Genomic DNA, 16,740 nt, shown 5'->3' with positions numbered 1-16,740 from the left:
GCGATAGCGCGACATGCGCGCGATCAACGGATTGTAGGCTTCCGTCATGATGCAATAAATAGGTATAAGATCGGCACTCTGATGCAAATTTGCATGATGAACACATGGAAGGACCACATGATGGCAGCGATGGATTGGGACAATGCGCGGGTATTCCTGGCGCTTTACCGCAAGGGCACCTTGCGCGCGGCAGCCGAGCAGCTGGAGATCGACCAGGCCACGGTGGGCCGGCGCCTGGCGGCGATGGAAAAATCGCTGGCCGCGCGCCTGTTCCTGCGCACCCCCTCGGGCTACGTTCCCACGCCTGCCGGCGAACTGGCGGCCGGCGCGGCCGAGCGCATGGAGCAAGGGGCCGAGCAGCTGTTGCGCCAGATGCAAGGCATCGATGAGCGCTTGTGCGGCGTGGTGCGCCTGGCCGCCACCGACAGCGCCGCGCGCCACTTCCTGATACCGGCCCTGCACCAGCTGCGCGAGACGCATCCGAATATCCGCGTGGTGCTCTCCACCTCGACCCAGATCACCAACCTGACCAAGCGCGAAGCCGACATCGCGGTACGCACCGTTCGCCCCGACAGCCCCGACCTGATCGCGCGCCACTTGAAGCGCCTATACACCGGCATCTATGCCTCCAAGGCGTATGTGAAAAAGCGCGGCCTGCCGGAACCCGGCACCGCGCTCAAGGGGCACGACGTGGTGGCCTACCAGCGCACGCTGGCGCCGCACATGGCCGACCAGGTCTGCGGCGAATCCAGTGCCAATGCCAACATTGCGATAGAAGTGAGCAACGGCCTGATGCTGGCCGAATGCGTCGCGGCCGGCATGGGATTGGGCGAACTGCCCGACCATGTCGGCGACTCCATGCCCGGACTGGTGCGCATCTGGCCCGAGCGCAACGAGCCGTACGACATGTGGCTGGTGCTGCACAGCGACCTCAACCGCACCGCACGGGTGCGGGCGGTGGCCGATGCGATCATCGCGGCTTATGAAGCGGCTTGAGGCGGCTTGAGCCGGTTCAGTCCAGATCGGCCAGCACCTTCAGGTGGGCCACCACGCTGCGCCCCAGCGCCGACAGGTTGTAGCCGCCTTCCAGGCAGCTGACGATGCGGCCCTGCGCATGCTCCTTGGCGACCTGCATGATCTGCCGCGTCATCCACGCGTAATCCGCCTCCACCAGCCCCATCTGGCCCATGTCGTCCTCGCGGTGGGCGTCGAAGCCGGCCGAGATGAAGATCATCTGCGGGCGATGCGCGCGCAGCGCCGGCAGCCATTTGTCGGTCACCAGCTGGCGCACCGCGTTGCCGTCGGTATAGGCCGGCACCGGCACGTTGACGATATGCGGCTCGGCCGGACCGCCTCCTGAGAACGGGTAGAAAGGATGCTGGAAGAAGCTCACCATCAGCACGCGGGCATCGTGCGCGAAGGCGTCCTCGGTGCCATTGCCGTGGTGCACGTCGAAATCCACCACCGCCACCCGCTCCAGCCCATGCACATCCAGCGCATGGCGCGCGGCGATGGCCACGTTGTTGAACAGGCAAAAACCCATGGCCTGGTCGGGCGTGGCATGGTGGCCAGGCGGGCGCACCGAGCAAAAGGCGTTATCCAGTTCGCCGGCAAGCACCGCGTCGGTCGCCGCCAGCGCCGCGCCGGCCGCGCGCAATGCCGCTTGCCAGCTGTGGCGGTTGAGCAGCGTGTCGCCGTCGAGGGAGTAATACGGCTCGCCCGACAATGCCAGCGCATGGCTGTGCTCGCGGATGCGGTCGACGGCGGCGGCGCTGTGGATGCGTTCGAGTTCGGCCGGGTCGGCCAATGGCGCGTCGCGGCGGTCGAGGAACTGGTCGATGCGACTGGCGATCAGTTGGTCCTCGATGGCCTGCAGGCGGGCCGGCGTCTCGGGGTGCCAGTCTCCCATTTCATGGCGCTGGCAATCGGCGTGCGTATAGAAGGCGGTAGTCATTGTTGCTCTTGTATCCGGCAGGCAAGCCCAAGATGGCGGCTGGCCCGAACATGTCTCATGCGGCTAGTGTACATCGCGCCGCGCGGCGGCGGCTGGCCGGCCACGCACCAGTCCGGGGCGCGAGGCCCGATGCGGTATACTTCCAGGCTTGTTTCGCCCCTCCTTCCAGACTGCCGCCTCATGCCGATCACATCGCTTCGCCGCTTGCCCGTCCTGACCTCCGCCCTGCTGTTTTCCGCCTTGTGTGCCTTGCCGCCGGCCCTGCATGCCCAGTCCGCGACGCCGCCGGCCAAGCCCCAGAACAAAAGCAAGCCGGCCAAGGACAAGCAGCACGCCAAGCCAGGCGAGCGCAAGACGGCCCCCAAGGCCCAGCAGGCCAGGAAGGCCCCGGTGAAAAAAAAGGCCCTGCCGGAAGAACAGGGCGAGTTCGTCAATTTCAATGAGTGGAAGGACGTCAGGCGCTTCATCGATGAGATGGTCGAGCGCAACGGCTTCGACCGCGCCGAACTCAACAAGCTGCTGGCGCAGACGCGCTACCTCGACACCGCGATCCAGCTGATCAAGCCGGCGCCCAGCAACAAACCCAAGAACTGGGCGGCCTACCGCGCGCGCTTCATCGACCCGGTGCGCATCAACGCCGGCGTCGAGTTCTGGAACACCCATGGCGTCGCCCTGGCGCGCGCCGAGGCGCAGTACGGCGTGCCGATGGAAATCATCGTCGGCATCATCGGCGTGGAAACCGTCTACGGCCGCAACACCGGCAACTTCCGCGTAATGGATGCGATCACCACGCTGGCCTTCGACTATCCGAACACGCCCAACCGCGATGCCCGCATGGCCTTCTTCCGCGGCGAGCTGGAAAACACCCTGCTGCTGGCGCGCGACGCCCACATCGACCCGCTGTCGCTGCGCGGCTCCTACGCCGGCGCCATCGGCTGGCCCCAGTTCATGCCGGGCAGCATCCGCGAATATGCGGTCGATTTCGACGGCGACGGCAAAATCGACCTGCGCAATTCGCCGGTGGACGCCATCGGCAGCGTGGCGCACTACCTCGCCGTACATGGCTGGCAGCGCGGCGAGCCGGTGGCGTTCCCGACCACGGTGTCGTCCGACAACCGCCAGTGGGAAGGCCTGCTGAACCAGGGCCTGGAAGCCAAATACACCGAAGAGCAACTGCAAGCCGCCGGCGCGACCGTGAGCGCTCCCACGCTGCCGGCCGGCATGCGCTTCGGCCTGGTCGACCTGCAAAACGGCACCGGCCCGACTGAGTACTGGCTGGCGACCAATAACTTCTTCGCCATCACGCATTACAATCGCAGCTACTTCTACGCGATGTCGGTGGCCGAACTGGGTCGCGCCGTCGCCGCCGCGCGCAACCGATGATCCTAATCCAGATCCGATAACAAACGGCGCCGGGCAACGTCCCCGGCGCTTCATGACTTCAGTAAAGATGAAACGTATTGCTCCTCTGGCCTCGACGCTGATGCTGACGCTGGCCGGCACTTCCCTTGGCATCTCCAGCGCCGCCCGCGCCGCCGACGGCCGCGATGAATCCGGCGACAGCCTGCCGACGGTGAACGTCACCGCCAGCGGCGCCGGCAAATCGGAAACGCGCGCCCGCTCGGCCGCCGTCGCCGGCTTCGACGACGCGCCGCTGCTCGACACCCCGGCCTCGGTATCGGTGGTCACCGGCCAGCAGATGCGCGACCAGCAGTCGCGCCTGCTGTCGGACGTCATCAAGAACGATGCGTCGATCGGCGAGAACTATGCGCCGGTGGGCTATTACGAAAACTTCAGCGTGCGCGGCTTTACGCTCGATCCGGCCAGCGCCTATCGCATCGATGGCCTGACCGTGGCCGGCGAACAGACCATCGCGCTGGAGAACAAGGAGCGCGTGGAATTCCTGAAGGGCGTGGCCGGCCTGCAGGCCGGCGTGGTCGCCGCCGGCGGGCTGGTGAACTATGTCACCAAGCGCCCTGCCGACGTGCGCTCGGTGATGCTGGGCACCGACTCCAATGGTTCGCGCTACCTCGCCACCGACCTTGGCGCCCTGTTCGGCGCGCAAAAGCAGTTCGGCTTGCGCATCAATGCCGCGCACGAAGACATCCATTCGTATGTCGACCACGCCGACGGCTGGCGCGACTTCGCTTCGCTGGCGGCCTCCTGGGCCATCAGCGCCAGGACGCTGCTGCAGTTCAATGCCGAATACCAGCAAAAGTCGCAGCGCTCGGTGGCCGGCTACCAGTTGCTGGGCGGCGCCGCGCTCCCGTCCGGCGTGTCGCCCTCGACCATGCTCACGCCGCAATCCTGGGCGCAGCCGGTGCGCGATACCTCGCTGAACTACAACCTGCGCCTGGACACCGAATTCAACAGCGACTGGCGCGGCTACATCACGGCCGGCCGCAGCCGCGCGGTGATCGACGATTACCTGGCGTTCCCTTACGGCAGCGGCGCTTCGCCGTATTTCGCGGCCAACGGCGATTTCGATGTGTACGACTATCGCAGCCCTGACGACACACGCCGCAACGATGAAGTGCAGGCCGCCGTCACCGGCAAATTCGCCACCGGCTTCGTGCGCCACGAGCTGACCGTGGGCGCGGCCATGTCGCGCCGCGTGGTGGACAAGTCCGACGGCATCTTCAATAGCTGGGTCGGCAGCGGCAACATCTATACCGGCACGCCCGCGCTGCCGGCGGCCACCGATGCGCCCGGCCCTTCTTATCGCAACCTGGACAGCCGCCAGAAGGCCTTGTTCTTCAGCGACCGCCTGCAGTTCTCGGAACGCTGGCAAGCCATCGCCGGCGGCCGCCAGGTGTGGCTCAACGAAGATGCGTTCAACAGCGACGGCAGCATCTCCCGCCATACCGGCCGCAATATCTTCCTGCCGCAACTGGCGCTGATCTTCAAGCCGATGCACGACATGTCGATCTACGGCAGCTATGCAGAGACGCTGTCGCTGGGTACCTCGGCGCCGTTCTGGGTCAGCAATTACCCAACCACGCTGCCGCCCTCGGTGGCGCGCCAACTGGAAGCCGGCGTCAAATACGACGTCTCGCCCGACCTGAACCTGACTGCCGCAGTGTTCCGCATCCGCAAGGCCTACGAATATCAACAACCCGACAATAGCCCCTTCGGCTTCACCTACGTCCAGCAAGGCCAGCAAACCAACACCGGCATCGAACTCGGCGCCAACGGCAAGCTCACGCCGCGCCTGCAGGTCGGCGCCAGCATGGCCGTCACCCGCGCGCGCGCCAGCGACACCGGCACCGCCGCCTACGACGGCCAGCAGGTGGTCAACGTGCCGCGCTTGCGCAGCGCGGTCTACGCCGACTATGCGGTGCCCGGCGCGGAGGGCCTGAATGTGATGGGCAGCTGGCTCTACAGCGGCAGCAAGCCGGCCACCCGCGACGGCAGCGTAAGCCTGCCGGCCGTGCACGTGTTCAACGCCGGCCTGCGCTACAAGCTGCGCCTGGCCGGACATGAGACCACGCTGCGCCTGAACGTCGACAACCTCTTCGACAAGCGCTACTGGAAGGATGCCGGCCAATACCTGGGCGACAGCTACCTGCACCTGGGCGCGCCGCGCACCGCGCGCCTGTCGCTGCAATACGATTTCTGAACATCATGGACGCGGCTTCCCACCACCTCACGCGCGTCATCAGCCACGGCATGAATGCCGAGACGGTGATTTCCGACTGGCCCGCGCTGACCTCGGCCGAGGTCGCGCGCGTGTTGCGGCATTATCCGCAGGCCGGCACGCCGCAGCGCCTGGAGTGGCACAGCCCGCGCCCGTTCTCGGCGGCCTGTGTGATGCATACCGATGCCGGCCAGATCTTTATCAAGCGCCATCATGTGCGCGTGCGCGACGTCGCCGCGCTGGCCGAGGAGCACCGTTTCGTGGCGCACCTGCACGCCAACGGCCTGCCGGTCAGCACCGCGCTGCGGACAGCGGACGGCGCCAGCGCGCTGGCCGACGAGCATTGGACCTATGAAGTGTTCTGGCTGGCGCCGGGCGTGGACCTGTACCGCGACGCCATGTCATGGACGCCGTTCTCCAGCCGTACCCATGCGTTTTCAGCCGGCGCCATGCTGGCGCGGCTGCACCAGGCTTCGCAGGGTTACGATGCGCCCGCGCGCGCCGCGCGGCCGCTGATTTCCAGCTTCACGATTTTCTCGCAGGAAGATCCGGTGCGCCCGCTGCAGGCCTACATCGAGCAGCGCCCGGCGATCGCCGACTACCTGCATGACCGGCCCTGGCGCGGCGAAGTGGCCCAGCACCTGCTGCCGTTCCATGCCCGCCTGAAACCCTACCTGGATGAGATGACGCCGCTGTGGACGCACAACGACTGGCATGCCTCGAACCTGCTGTGGAGCGACGGCAGCGCACTGGCGCAGGCGCAGACGGTGCTGGACTTCGGGCTGTCGGACCGCACCTGCGCGCTGCACGACGTGGCCACCGCGATCGAACGCAACATCGTCGAATGGCTGGCGATCCCGCACCGGCCCGACCAGTTGATCCACCTCGACCTGCTCGATGCGCTATTGGACGGCTATGCCTCGCAGCTGCCGCTGACGGCGCGCCAGACGCGCGCGCTGGCGGCGCTGTTGCCGCTGGTGCATGCCGAGTTCGCGCTGGCCGAGCTGGATTACTTCCACGGCGTCACGCATTCGCCGCAGAACGCCGCGCTGGCTTACGATACTTACCTGCTGGGCCACGCCGCCTGGTTCAACACCCCGGAAGGGCAGCGGCTGCTGGATCACCTGCAACGGCGGGCCGATGCGCTGCAGGCGTGAAGCGCCAAGCCCTGACTTGCGCCAGTACGACCGGGTAACGCGAACAAAGGATGGACGCCTCAGGCGAAATCCTTGATCGTCTCCGGTTCGATCAGCACCATGTTCTCATTGGCGCCCAGCCACACCTGGCCATCCTGGATGGTGCATTGCAATTGCATCGAGCGCTGCGCCAGCGCCGCCAGCGCCTGGCTGGCTTCGGCCGGGATATTCACTACCTTCAGGTTCTTGGCGCGCTCGACGCGGCTGCCGGTCTGGTTCCACCAGATATTGGAAACGCTGCTGTAGCTGTATACCAGCACGCGCCCGGAACGGCCGCAGGCCTTGAGGATGGCGCGGTCGTCGGGCTGGCCGACTTCGATCCACAGCTCGATGGCGCCGGTCAGGTCCTTCTGCCACAGGTCGGGCTCGTCGGTATCGGACAAGCCCTTGCCGAAGGCCAGCGCCTGGCTGGCGTTGAGGGCGAAAGCCAGCACCCGGATCATCATGCGCTCATCGGTTTCGGACGGATGGCGCGCAATGGTCAGCGCATGGTTTTCGTAATAGTGCCGATCCATGTCGGAGATCTGCAGGTCGGCCTTGAAGATGGTGGATTTGAGCGCCATGGGGAAAATCGTGAGGTAGACGGATACGGATGGTGCAGCGGCTGCCATCGCCGCCGCCAAAGGTTGGCAAGCATAGCCCATCCGCGGGGCGAATGGGCGGCGAGTTTCGCGCCCCTTCACGTCACTTCTCGCCTCCTCTCGCCACTATGCGCCACTATGCGCCACGGCGGCCATGCGACAATATCGCATGGACACCCCATCTTCCCCGCGCAGCGACGCCGATGTCGTCGCCCTCACCCAGGCCTGGCTGGAACAGGCCGTAATCGGCCTGAACCTGTGCCCGTTCGCCAAGGCCGTGCACGTCAAGCAGCAGATCCGTTACCAGGTCAGCCATGCCACCGAATGGGAGGCGCTGTCCCGGGAGCTGGAACAGGAGCTTGAACTGCTGGCCCAGGCCGATCCCGAACAGATCGATACCACGCTGCTGATCATCCCGCTCGCATTGGCCGACTTTCTGGAGTACAACGACTTCCTGGACTGGGCAGAGCGCCTCCTGGCGCGCCTGGAGCTCGATGGAGAACTGCAGATCGCCAGCTTCCACCCGGCCTACCAGTTTGCCGGCGCGCAACCGGACGATATCGAGAACTACAGCAACCGCTCGCCTTTTCCCATCCTGCACCTGTTGCGAGAAAGCAGCATCGACCGCGCCGTCGCCGCCTACCCCGATGCCAGTGCAATTTTCGAGAAAAACATGGCTACCTTGCGCAAACTGGGCCTATCCGGCTGGAATGCCTTACCGTTTTTCGTGTCAGATAAACAATACTAACAAATCTCGAAAAATTCCTGTTAATATCTGTTACAAATTCGAAATGAGTTTCTGCAACTATTGTGGAATAGTATTTTCTGACCTCATGAAATTTGTGCAATTATTTCTACGCAGACATAGAATCAGTTATGTGGCGCGGAGGAATCAAGTGCACCGGTCAGAGAACTCAATGCCCAGTGTTGAAGTCGTTCTTTGATAGGACTAGTCTTTTATCTTGCAGAAAAAAGGCCCAAAGCCTTCGCCTCAGATAGAGTTAGTCGCGTTTTGCAGTTTTACCAACAATTAATGCTTAGGCGGTCAAGCCTTCACAAACATCTGCATAATGGAACGTCCCGATCATGACTACAACTACCGATACTGCTGAAACCAATTCCGTTTCCGACAACGTCAACTACGATCCGAACCACCTGCTTGATGCGTTGATCGAAAAGCTGCACCTGAAAAACGATGCCGCCTTGTCGCGCGCCCTGGAAGTGGCGCCGCCGGTCATCAGCAAGATCCGCCACCGCCGCTTGCCGGTGGGCGCTTCGCTGCTGATCCGCATGCATGAGGTCAGCGAACTGTCGATCCGCGAACTGCGCGAACTGATGGGCGACCGCCGCGAGAAATTCCGCATCAGCGACAAGCAATTCAAGCCGAAGCCAGGCGCCGCCCCCGCGGCCGCGCCGGCCGCAGGCGGCGCTGAATAAGAAAACAGAGCCTCTACCGCCAATGCCGTTCAGTGAAGAACTGAACGGCATTTTTGTTTGTACAACCCATCCCCCCTCTGTTCTGAGCAGGCCGCATCCATATTGAAGAGCGCACAGGCGCACTAGCAAATTGATATCAAAATTTGATATCATTTCCAGTGTGAAAAGCGCTCATCAAAAAACACTGGCCGCCCTCTTCGCCAACCCGCTTCCATCATCAATGGAGTGGCGCAAGATCGAAGCGCTATTCATGGCGTTGGGAGCCGACACCATCGAAGGCAATGGCTCCCGCGTGCGTTTCGTTCTCAATGGAGAAATCGGCACGTTTCACCGGCCGCATCCGCACAAGGAGGCCAAACCGTATCAGATACGCGACGCCAGGGTTTTTCTGCAGAATGCCGGTGTTGATCCGGGAAAGGAATAAGGGAATGGGAACGATGACTTACAAGGGATACGCAGCCCGCATCGAATACAGCGATGAAGACGAAAGCTTCATCGGCCACATCGCAGGCATCCGTGACGTGGTTGGCTTTCACGGCAATTCCGTCGCCGAGCTCAAGGCTGCGTTCGAAGAGGCGGTAGACGACTATCTCGCAACCTGCGAAAAAATCGGCAAAGCGCCGCAAAAGCCCTACTCCGGCAAGTTCATGCTGCGGGTCACTCCCGAAGTGCATGCGCATGCCGCGACCATGGCCGAAGCCCGCGGCCTCAGCCTGAACGCCTGGGCCGCGGAGGCCTTGGTGCATTACCGCTGACGATGCTCCATCAGGCCGGAAACACGCCGGTCGACAAATAACGGTCGCCGCGGTCGCACACCACGAAAACGATGGTGGCGTTCTCCACCTGGTGCGACAGGCGCACCGCCACCTGGCACGCACCCGCTGCCGAAATGCCGCAGAACAGCCCTTCGGTCACCGCCAGTTTGCGCGCCATGTTCTCGGCGTCGGCCTGGCTGACCGATTCGGTCTGGTCCACGCGCGACTTGTCGAAGATCTTGGGCAGATAGGCTTCCGGCCATTTGCGGATGCCGGGAATGGACGATCCTTCGGCCGGCTGCGCGCCAATCACTTGCACCCCGGGGTTTTGCTCCTTCAGGTATTGCGACACGCCCATGATGGTGCCCGTGGTGCCCATGGCGCTGACGAAATGGGTGATCCTGCCCTGGGTGTCGCGCCAGATCTCTGGGCCGGTGGTTTCATAATGCGCCAGCGGATTGTCCGGGTTGGCGAACTGGTCGAGGATCAGACCCTGGCCCTCCTTCTGCATTTGCTCCGCCAGGTCGCGCGCGTATTCCATGCCGCCGCTCTTGGGCGTGAGCACGATCTTGGCGCCGTAGGCGGCCATGCTCTGGCGGCGTTCCTCGGAAAGGTTTTCCGGCATCAACAGCACCATCTTGTAGCCGCGCATGGCAGCCACCATCGCCAGCGCGATACCGGTGTTGCCGCTGGTGGCCTCGATCAGGGTGTCGCCCGGCTTGATCTGGCCGCGCGCCTCGGCGCGGGTGATCATCGAATACGCGGCGCGATCCTTGACCGAACCGGCCGGGTTGTTGCCTTCCAGCTTGCCGAGGATGATGTTGTTGCGGCGCTTGGCTTCCTCGCCGCCGATACGCGGCAGCTGGATCAGCGGCGTATTGCCGATGGTGGACTCGATGGTCGGATAAGACATCTGTTTGGCTTCCTTGCGCAATCCCCGGTGGGATCGGTCTTTGGTCGAAAGAGTCATTTTAATATGACTCTTTATCATGTGCTGGCAAGCCAACCCAACAAGATGCTTATATAGATATAGCCAATTCATTTAAGCCCGCGGCCCGCCTCCTACATGGCCTACACTGCGCAAAGGGATACCCGGCAAACAAAAAACGGCAAAAGGGATCCTCGGCCAACGACCAGAGATGAGCCACGGAGACAACATGCACACCCACGACATCATCAACCAGGTCCCCGACCTGAGGGATTACAACCTCTACACCACCGACGCCGCCCTGAGCGAAGGCGTCCGGCGCGAAGCCGCCGGCTGGCACGCCTGCGCGCTCGCCAGCCACGGCGCCGAACTGGGCAGCACCGAAGTGCTGGAGCTGGCGGAACTGGCCAACCGCCATACGCCCGAGCTGCAGACCCACGACCGCATCGGCCGCCGCATCGACGTGGTGAACTTCCATCCTTCCTGGCATGCGCTGCTGGAGCTGCTGCGCCGCGCCGGCCTGCACGCCCTGCCCTGGATCCAGCCCGGCGATGGCGCCCATGTGGCGCGCGCCGCCGGCTACTTCATGCATGCGCAGGTGGAGGCCGGCTCGCTTTGCCCCACCACCATGACCTTCGCCGCCATCCCGGTGCTGCAACAGGAACCCGTGCTGTTCGAACAATTGCGCCCGCAACTGCTGGCGCGCGAGCATGACGGGCGCGACCTGCCCATCCGGCACAAGCGCTCGATCCTGATCGGCATGGGCATGACCGAGAAACAGGGCGGCTCGGACGTGCGCAGCAACGCCTCGAGCGCCATGCCGATGGACACGCAGACACAAGGGCGCGGCGCCTCTTACCTGCTGTCCGGCCACAAGTGGTTCTTCTCGGCGCCCATGTGCGATGCCCACATGATGCTGGCGCGCACCGGCAACGGCCTGTCCTGCTTCTTCGTTCCGCGCTGGCTGCCTGACGGCGGCAAGAACCCGATCCTGATCCAGCGCCTGAAAGACAAGCTGGGCAACCGCTCCAACTCCAGCAGCGAAGTCGAGTTCAGCGAGGCGCTGGGCATCATGGTCGGCGAGGAAGGCCGCGGCATCCCCACCATCATCGAGATGGCCAACCATACGCGCCTGGATTGCGTCATCGGCAGCGCCGCGCTGATGCGCCAGGCGCTGGTGCAGGCCATCCACCATGCGCGCCACCGCAGCGCCTTCGGCCGCCGCCTGGCCGAGCAGCCGCTGATGCGCAACGTGCTGGCCGACCTGGCGCTGGAAAGCGAAGCGGCCACGCTGCTCATGCTCAAGCTGGCGCATGCCTTCGACGCGCCGGACGATCCGCTGGCGCGCGCCTGGAAACGCATCGTCACGCCCGCCGCCAAATTCTGGATCTGCAAGCGCGCGCTCGAATTCACCGGCGAATGCATGGAAGTCTGGGGCGGCAACGGCTACGTGGAGACCGGCCCGATGGCGCGCCTGTACCGCGAAGCGCCGGTCAACTCGATCTGGGAAGGTTCGGGCAACGTGATGTGCCTGGACGTACTGCGCGCCATCGAACGCGAAGCGCAAGGTTTCACCCTGCTGCTGGACAGCCTGGAACAGGCCGCCGCCGGCCATGTGCTGCTGCAAGCGCGCGTACAAACGTTGAAAGCGCTGCTCTCGGTCCCGCCGACGCAGCGCGAAGCCCTGGCGCGCCGCTTGGTGCAGCAGCTGGTGCTGGCGCTGCAAGGCATGCTGATGCTCCAGCACGCGCCCGCGGCCAGCGCCGACGCCTTCCTTGCCGGCCGCTGCGAGGCAGATGGCGGCCGGGTATACGGCACCCTGGGCGCATCGACGGTGGCAGTGCAAGAAAACATCTTGCTGCGGGCATGGCCGCTTCCATAGCAAACGGCGTTCAGCCGTTCCCCCCGGCCAGCAATTCGAACAGGTCGGCCGCTCCCATCTGCCCGCCTTTCAACATCAGCTCGATGCCGTCGAGATGGGCGGCGTCGGCATGCGCGCGGCACAGCGCCACGCCGGCCGACACATTGCCGAGATACGACAGCCCCCAGATATCCAGCGCCTTCAAGGCATAGCTGGACGTATCCCCGCCCGCCACTCCCACCCGCCCCAGTTGGACTGCCAGCGACAAGCGACACAGCAATTCGCCACAAGCCCACGCCAGGCGCTGCGACGCGCCGGCATCGGCCAGCCGTTGCCGCTCGCCCTGATGCGCGGCAGTGCAGGCCAGCAGGTTGCGGCCTGCGCGCAAACTGCCGGCGATACGCGCCACGGTCGTCTCCAGGTACTGCGTGTCGCCTTCGAACAGGCGCTGCGCATCGAGCAGCAGCTTGTCGTAGGAGTGCGCCGAGCCGACCTGCAGCGCGGTCACCGGCGAGAGGCTGCCGGCCAGCACAAAGACCGGGCCGGCCGCAGCCCCGATCCGGGCCGCATCGATCGGCGTCGCTGGCGGCAGCCATCCCTGGATGCGCCACCATGCGGCGAGACTTTGCGCCACGCTGCTGGCGCCGATGGCCAGCAATTCCTGCTGCAAGGCGCGGCGCCAGATCACACTGCCGATCATGGCCAGGTCGCTCTCGCCGGCAACGTCGAACAGCACCGCATCGGCGCCGCCGTCCAGGGCCGCGTCGACATGCGCATCGAGCTGCGCCGGTTCGGCGTACAACGGATAATGCAGCCCCGCCACCGCCAACTCCTGCTGCCGGAGATGCGCACGCATGTCAGCCTCATGCATCGGCGTGACCGGATGGCAGCGCATGGTCGGATGGCGGTCGATGCGCACCACCTCGCCGCCGGCCTTCTCCGCGGCGTAGAGCTGGCTGAACAGGCAGAAGCGCCGCAGGTTCGGCTGGCCGCCGACGATGGGCACGAAACGGTTGGGGATGCGTTGGCGCCAGATGCGCAGGGCGGCGCCGATGCTGCCGATGTGCGGCGCGCTGTCGAAGGTAGAGCAGATCTTGTAATGCGTCACCGGCACGCGCAGTTCGCCAAAGAACGCGGCCACCGGTTCCAGTTCGGCGCGCATCTGGCCAGGATCCATGGAACGCGCGGCGCCGGCGATGCCCAGGCAGTCCAGTTCCCCGGCCGCATGAAGCTGTGCCGCGGTGGGCACGCGCAAGAACAGGATGCTGCGCAAGCCGGCCAGCGCTGCCGTGGCCAGCGTGTCGGTGGCGCCGGTGAAGTCGTCGCCGTAGAAGGCGACCTTGGGCCGGCCGTCGAGAAAACGCGTATTCACATCACGTCACTTCAGCTTGGCGCCGTAGAAGGCGATGGCGCGCCGCAGCTCCGGCGCCTCCCGCGCGTACTCTTCCAGCGCGATGCCGGCGCGCGCCGCCGCCCACGCCTGGCGCAGGCTGGCCACGCCGGCGGCGGCGCCGTCCGGATGGGCCAGGATGCCGCCGCCGGACAGGAAGATCACATCGCCGCTGCCGATGGCATCGAAGGTCGGCCGCACGGTGCCGGCCCATTGCCCGTTGGAGAACACCGGCATGACGGCGTCGTCGCCGGCCATGGGCGCCAGGCAGGCGCGCGCCGATTCCACCACCTCGTCATTGGATTCGGAGAACTTGCCGTTCAAGCCATGCACATGCAGGTGGTCGACCCCGGCCAGGCGCCACATCGCCTGATAGGCGGCAAACGACATGCCCAGGAGCGGCTCGCGCGACATCATGCCGAAACCGTTGCGGTGCCCATGCAGCGCCAGCGGCGTACTGCGGCGCAGGCTTTGCACGGCGGAGAAGCCGCACCAGTTCAGCCCCACCATCACGCAGCTGCCGCCCTCGCGCTCCACCAGCTCGGCGTGGCGGCGCATGGCGTCGAGCTCGTCGGTGATGTTGAAGGCCACCATCACCCGCCGCCCGCTCTTGTCCTGGTAATCGCGCACGCGCCGCATGACCGCCCGCACCCGCTGCTCCAGCGGCGCATGGCCGGGGTTGGCGCACACCTCGTCATCCTTGATGAAGTCGACGCCGGCCTCGCACAGCCGCCCCACCAATGCCGCCGTTTCTTCCGCCGAGAGGCCGACGTTGGGCTTGATGATCGTGCCCAGCAGCGGCGCATCATCTACTCCGTCCACGCCGGCCAGCCGGCGCGTGCCGGCGATGCCGTGGCGCGGCATATCGAACTGGCGGCGATAGGCCGGCGGCAATGCCACATCCAGCAAACGCAGGCCGGTCACCTCGCCCAGGTCGAACAGGTTGCCGGCGACGGTGGCGGCCAGGGTCGGCAGGTTGGGGCCGACGTTCTCCACCGGGAAGGAAATGCGCACGCGCGCACGGCGATAAGGGCCGGTGATCTTCTGGCGCTGCTGCCATGCATTGGGCAGGCTGGGTTCGGCGACCGTTTCCAACGCGTCGATTCCCATCACCACGGCGCGCGCGCGTTCGCGCAAGCGGTCGGTCTCGCCCTCGACCCGGACGAAGGTGCCGCAGGACTGCTCGCCCGCCATCACTTCCGCCACCTGGGCCGGATCCAGCGGCGTCTCGATCAGGTAGTCGGCGATGAAACGGCTGCCGTCGGCCGGCAGCGCCAGGTGTGCGGGCCCCATCGTCACATCTTGCCCAGGTCGGGGAAGGCGCGCACCGGTTCGCTGCCGTCCCACTGCTCGGCTGCCTCGCGGATGAGGCGGAATACCTTGCCCTTGGGGCCGGCCACTTCCGACAGTTCGATCACGGTGCCGGGATGATATTCGGTCTCGAAGTAGACGAAACGGCCGCGCTCGCCCACCTCGCCGCTCATGCCGACCTTCCATCCCCGGTCGAGCAGGCGTTGCAGGTCGCGGTCGAAATCTTCGGTCCAGTACGCCAGGTGTTGCAGCCCGGTGCGTCCGCCGCGCATGAAGTCGCGATACATCGAGGGCGTATCGCTGCGCTGCTGGATCAGCTCCACCTGCACGCCGCCGGAATTGGCCAGCGCCACCGAGTTGTGGATATCGTAGGCCTGGCCCCGGTAGCGGTAGTTCTTCAGCGGCACGCGTTCCATGTAATAGAACGGCCCGACGCCGAGCACTTCGGTCCAGTATTTCATGGCGGCGTCGATGTCTTCCACCACATAGCCAAGCTGTTTGATCTCTCCGAGAAACCGGCTCATGTTCTTCCTTTTTATTCTGGTTGATATTGCACGCCTCAGGCCAGCTTGCCGGTGTATTTTTCCAGCAGGCTCCAGGCCTCTTCACCGAATTTCTTGTGCCACTCGGCATAGAACCCGGCGCTGCGCAGCTTGGCGCGGAAGGCATCGTTGTCGATATTGTTGAACTGCAGCCCCTTGGCTTTCATGTCCGCCACCAGCGACTCGTTGAGCGCCTTGACGTCGATACGCTGCTTCAGGCCGGCCTCGTTGATGTTGCGCGCGACGATCTCCTGCAGCTCCTTGGGCATGCGTTCGAACGACTTCTTGTTGCCCATGAACCAGAAACCGCTCCAGACATGGTTGGTCATCGAGCAGAACTTCTGCACCTCATAGAACTTCACGGTGGAGATCACCGCCAGCGGGTTCTCCTGCCCCTCGACGATCCTGGTCTGCAGCGCCGAATACACCTCGGCGAAGTTGATGCTGGTGGGCGAGGCGTCGAAGCCGCGAAACAGCGAGGTCGCCAGCGGGCTGGGCGGCACGCGCAGCTTCATGCCCTTGAAGTCTTCCGGCCTGGCGATCGGGCGGGTACTGGTGGTCACCTGACGGTAGCCGTTGTCCCAGCACTTCTCGAAGGCGAACAGCGAGGTCTTGGCCGCCAGTTCGCGCCGCACATACGCGCCCAGGTCGCCGTCCATCGCCGCCCACACCTGGCTGTAATCGCGGAACGCGAAGCCGACGCCGCTGATCTGCCCGGCCGACACCAGCGTGCCCAGCACCTCGGGCGAAATGGTGAAGAAATCGATGGCGCCCGAGCGCACCTGCGACAGCATGTCGGTATCGGTGCCGAGCTGGCCGTTGGAATAGACCTGCAAATCCACCCTGCCCTTCGATTCGGCGGCGATCTTTTCGGCCATCTCCTTGGCGCGCACATTCATCGGGTGCGTCATCGGCAAGTTGTTGCCGTACTTCAGCGTGAACTCGGCGGCATGCGCCGACCCCGCGTAAAAACCGCCCGCCACCGCCGCGGAGGCGAGCGAAGCCTGCTTCAGAAAATCGCGGCGGCTGGAACGGAAGTTCTGCTCGGGCTTGCTCATCGTCGTCTCCTTGGTGTTGTATCCGGCGCATGACCTTGCGCGGCTTGTTTTGATGATGTTTTCTGATTCGATTTGATTTAGACTTTCCTG

General features: G+C 64.7%; 16 protein-coding genes. 9 read left to right on the top strand and 7 right to left on the bottom strand.

Annotated features, from left to right (window positions below; genetic code table 11):
- The first annotated feature begins 129 nt into the window (after nucleotides 1-129).
- Nucleotides 130-996, top strand: coding sequence for a LysR family transcriptional regulator (locus tag FB598_RS09080; protein ID WP_141914180.1), 867 nt, complete (start codon nucleotides 130-132; stop codon nucleotides 994-996).
- 16 nt (nucleotides 997-1,012) lie between these two features.
- On the opposite strand, the gene FB598_RS09075 is transcribed toward FB598_RS09080, so the two are convergent.
- Nucleotides 1,013-1,954: a histone deacetylase family protein gene (locus FB598_RS09075; protein ID WP_141913482.1), complete on the bottom strand. Its 942-nt coding sequence runs from the start codon at nucleotides 1,952-1,954 to the stop codon at nucleotides 1,013-1,015.
- A gap of 180 nt (nucleotides 1,955-2,134) precedes the next feature.
- Between FB598_RS09075 and mltB the strand changes: the two genes are divergently transcribed.
- The 3 genes from mltB (at nucleotide 2,135) to FB598_RS09060 (ending at nucleotide 6,748) form a co-directional block, all read left to right on the top strand.
- On the top strand, nucleotides 2,135-3,337 hold the full coding sequence (mltB, locus tag FB598_RS09070) for a lytic murein transglycosylase B (RefSeq protein ID WP_141913483.1): 1,203 nt from the start codon (nucleotides 2,135-2,137) through the stop codon (nucleotides 3,335-3,337).
- A 67-nt stretch (nucleotides 3,338-3,404) separates the two neighbouring features.
- Entirely contained in the window at nucleotides 3,405-5,573 is a 2,169-nt protein-coding gene (locus FB598_RS09065; RefSeq protein WP_141913484.1) for a TonB-dependent siderophore receptor, read from the top strand.
- 5 nt (nucleotides 5,574-5,578) lie between these two features.
- On the top strand, nucleotides 5,579-6,748 hold the full coding sequence (locus FB598_RS09060) for a phosphotransferase enzyme family protein (RefSeq protein ID WP_141913485.1): 1,170 nt from the start codon (nucleotides 5,579-5,581) through the stop codon (nucleotides 6,746-6,748).
- 59 nt (nucleotides 6,749-6,807) lie between these two features.
- On the opposite strand, the gene FB598_RS09055 is transcribed toward FB598_RS09060, so the two are convergent.
- Nucleotides 6,808-7,350, bottom strand: coding sequence for a YaeQ family protein (locus FB598_RS09055; protein ID WP_141913486.1), 543 nt, complete (start codon nucleotides 7,348-7,350; stop codon nucleotides 6,808-6,810).
- Nucleotides 7,351-7,537: 187 nt separating this feature from the next.
- On the opposite strand from FB598_RS09055, the gene FB598_RS09050 reads away from it, so the two are divergent.
- The 4 genes from FB598_RS09050 (at nucleotide 7,538) to FB598_RS09035 (ending at nucleotide 9,560) form a co-directional block, all read left to right on the top strand.
- Nucleotides 7,538-8,116 carry a DUF1415 domain-containing protein gene (locus FB598_RS09050; RefSeq protein ID WP_141913487.1) on the top strand — a complete coding sequence of 193 codons (579 nt, stop codon included), beginning with the start codon at nucleotides 7,538-7,540 and terminating at the stop codon, nucleotides 8,114-8,116.
- Between the two features lie 338 nt (nucleotides 8,117-8,454).
- On the top strand, nucleotides 8,455-8,805 hold the full coding sequence (locus FB598_RS09045; protein WP_141913488.1) for a hypothetical protein: 351 nt from the start codon (nucleotides 8,455-8,457) through the stop codon (nucleotides 8,803-8,805).
- Nucleotides 8,806-8,935: 130 nt separating this feature from the next.
- Entirely contained in the window at nucleotides 8,936-9,229 is a 294-nt protein-coding gene (locus tag FB598_RS09040; protein WP_255463871.1) for a type II toxin-antitoxin system HicA family toxin, read from the top strand.
- A 13-nt stretch (nucleotides 9,230-9,242) separates the two neighbouring features.
- The gene (locus FB598_RS09035) at nucleotides 9,243-9,560 is read left to right on the top strand and encodes a type II toxin-antitoxin system HicB family antitoxin (RefSeq protein WP_255463870.1); all 318 of its coding nucleotides are present in this window, start codon (nucleotides 9,243-9,245) and stop codon (nucleotides 9,558-9,560) included.
- Nucleotides 9,561-9,570: 10 nt separating this feature from the next.
- Here FB598_RS09035 and cysM read toward each other — a convergent pair whose 3' ends face one another.
- Entirely contained in the window at nucleotides 9,571-10,473 is a 903-nt protein-coding gene (gene cysM, locus FB598_RS09030; RefSeq protein WP_141913490.1) for a cysteine synthase CysM, read from the bottom strand.
- Nucleotides 10,474-10,717: 244 nt separating this feature from the next.
- Between cysM and FB598_RS09025 the strand changes: the two genes are divergently transcribed.
- Nucleotides 10,718-12,370 (top strand): isovaleryl-CoA dehydrogenase, encoded by a 1,653-nt coding sequence (locus FB598_RS09025; protein ID WP_141913491.1) that lies wholly within the window; start codon nucleotides 10,718-10,720, stop codon nucleotides 12,368-12,370.
- A gap of 10 nt (nucleotides 12,371-12,380) precedes the next feature.
- Here the strand turns inward: FB598_RS09025 and FB598_RS09020 are convergent, their stop codons facing one another.
- Genes FB598_RS09020 through FB598_RS09005 form a run of 4 tightly spaced genes read right to left on the bottom strand, consistent with a single transcriptional unit; the run spans nucleotide 12,381 to nucleotide 16,650 of the window.
- The gene (locus tag FB598_RS09020; RefSeq protein ID WP_141913492.1) at nucleotides 12,381-13,721 is read right to left on the bottom strand and encodes a four-carbon acid sugar kinase family protein; all 1,341 of its coding nucleotides are present in this window, start codon (nucleotides 13,719-13,721) and stop codon (nucleotides 12,381-12,383) included.
- 6 nt (nucleotides 13,722-13,727) lie between these two features.
- Nucleotides 13,728-15,032 (bottom strand): ribulose-bisphosphate carboxylase large subunit family protein, encoded by a 1,305-nt coding sequence (locus FB598_RS09015; protein WP_141913493.1) that lies wholly within the window; start codon nucleotides 15,030-15,032, stop codon nucleotides 13,728-13,730.
- Between the two features lie 2 nt (nucleotides 15,033-15,034).
- Nucleotides 15,035-15,574 carry a VOC family protein gene (locus FB598_RS09010; RefSeq protein ID WP_141913494.1) on the bottom strand — a complete coding sequence of 180 codons (540 nt, stop codon included), beginning with the start codon at nucleotides 15,572-15,574 and terminating at the stop codon, nucleotides 15,035-15,037.
- Nucleotides 15,575-15,609: 35 nt separating this feature from the next.
- Complete coding sequence (locus FB598_RS09005; protein WP_141913495.1) at nucleotides 15,610-16,650, bottom strand: TRAP transporter substrate-binding protein; 1,041 nt, start codon at nucleotides 16,648-16,650, stop codon at nucleotides 15,610-15,612.
- Between the last annotated feature and the right edge of the window lie 90 nt (nucleotides 16,651-16,740).

The sequence above is a fragment of the Herbaspirillum sp. SJZ106 genome (assembly GCF_006715495.1).
In the GTDB taxonomy this organism is placed as follows: domain Bacteria; phylum Pseudomonadota; class Gammaproteobacteria; order Burkholderiales; family Burkholderiaceae_D; genus Herbaspirillum.
Note: the sequence above shows the minus strand (reverse complement) of the source record. Positions and strands in the feature narration are given on the sequence as shown.

Coding starts and splice junctions, on each gene's coding strand:
- FB598_RS09055 (WP_141913486.1), bottom strand. CDS start 7,350: ATGGCGCTCAAATCCACCATCTTCAAGGCCGACCTGCAGATCTCCGAC.
- FB598_RS09080 (WP_141914180.1), top strand. CDS start 130: ATGGATTGGGACAATGCGCGGGTATTCCTGGCGCTTTACCGCAAGGGC.
- FB598_RS09060 (WP_141913485.1), top strand. CDS start 5,579: ATGGACGCGGCTTCCCACCACCTCACGCGCGTCATCAGCCACGGCATG.
- FB598_RS09075 (WP_141913482.1), bottom strand. CDS start 1,954: ATGACTACCGCCTTCTATACGCACGCCGATTGCCAGCGCCATGAAATG.
- mltB (WP_141913483.1), top strand. CDS start 2,135: ATGCCGATCACATCGCTTCGCCGCTTGCCCGTCCTGACCTCCGCCCTG.
- cysM (WP_141913490.1), bottom strand. CDS start 10,473: ATGTCTTATCCGACCATCGAGTCCACCATCGGCAATACGCCGCTGATC.
- FB598_RS09010 (WP_141913494.1), bottom strand. CDS start 15,574: ATGAGCCGGTTTCTCGGAGAGATCAAACAGCTTGGCTATGTGGTGGAA.
- FB598_RS09035 (WP_255463870.1), top strand. CDS start 9,243: ATGACTTACAAGGGATACGCAGCCCGCATCGAATACAGCGATGAAGAC.
- FB598_RS09065 (WP_141913484.1), top strand. CDS start 3,405: ATGAAACGTATTGCTCCTCTGGCCTCGACGCTGATGCTGACGCTGGCC.
- FB598_RS09015 (WP_141913493.1), bottom strand. CDS start 15,032: ATGGGGCCCGCACACCTGGCGCTGCCGGCCGACGGCAGCCGTTTCATC.
- FB598_RS09045 (WP_141913488.1), top strand. CDS start 8,455: ATGACTACAACTACCGATACTGCTGAAACCAATTCCGTTTCCGACAAC.
- FB598_RS09050 (WP_141913487.1), top strand. CDS start 7,538: ATGGACACCCCATCTTCCCCGCGCAGCGACGCCGATGTCGTCGCCCTC.
- FB598_RS09005 (WP_141913495.1), bottom strand. CDS start 16,650: ATGAGCAAGCCCGAGCAGAACTTCCGTTCCAGCCGCCGCGATTTTCTG.
- FB598_RS09025 (WP_141913491.1), top strand. CDS start 10,718: ATGCACACCCACGACATCATCAACCAGGTCCCCGACCTGAGGGATTAC.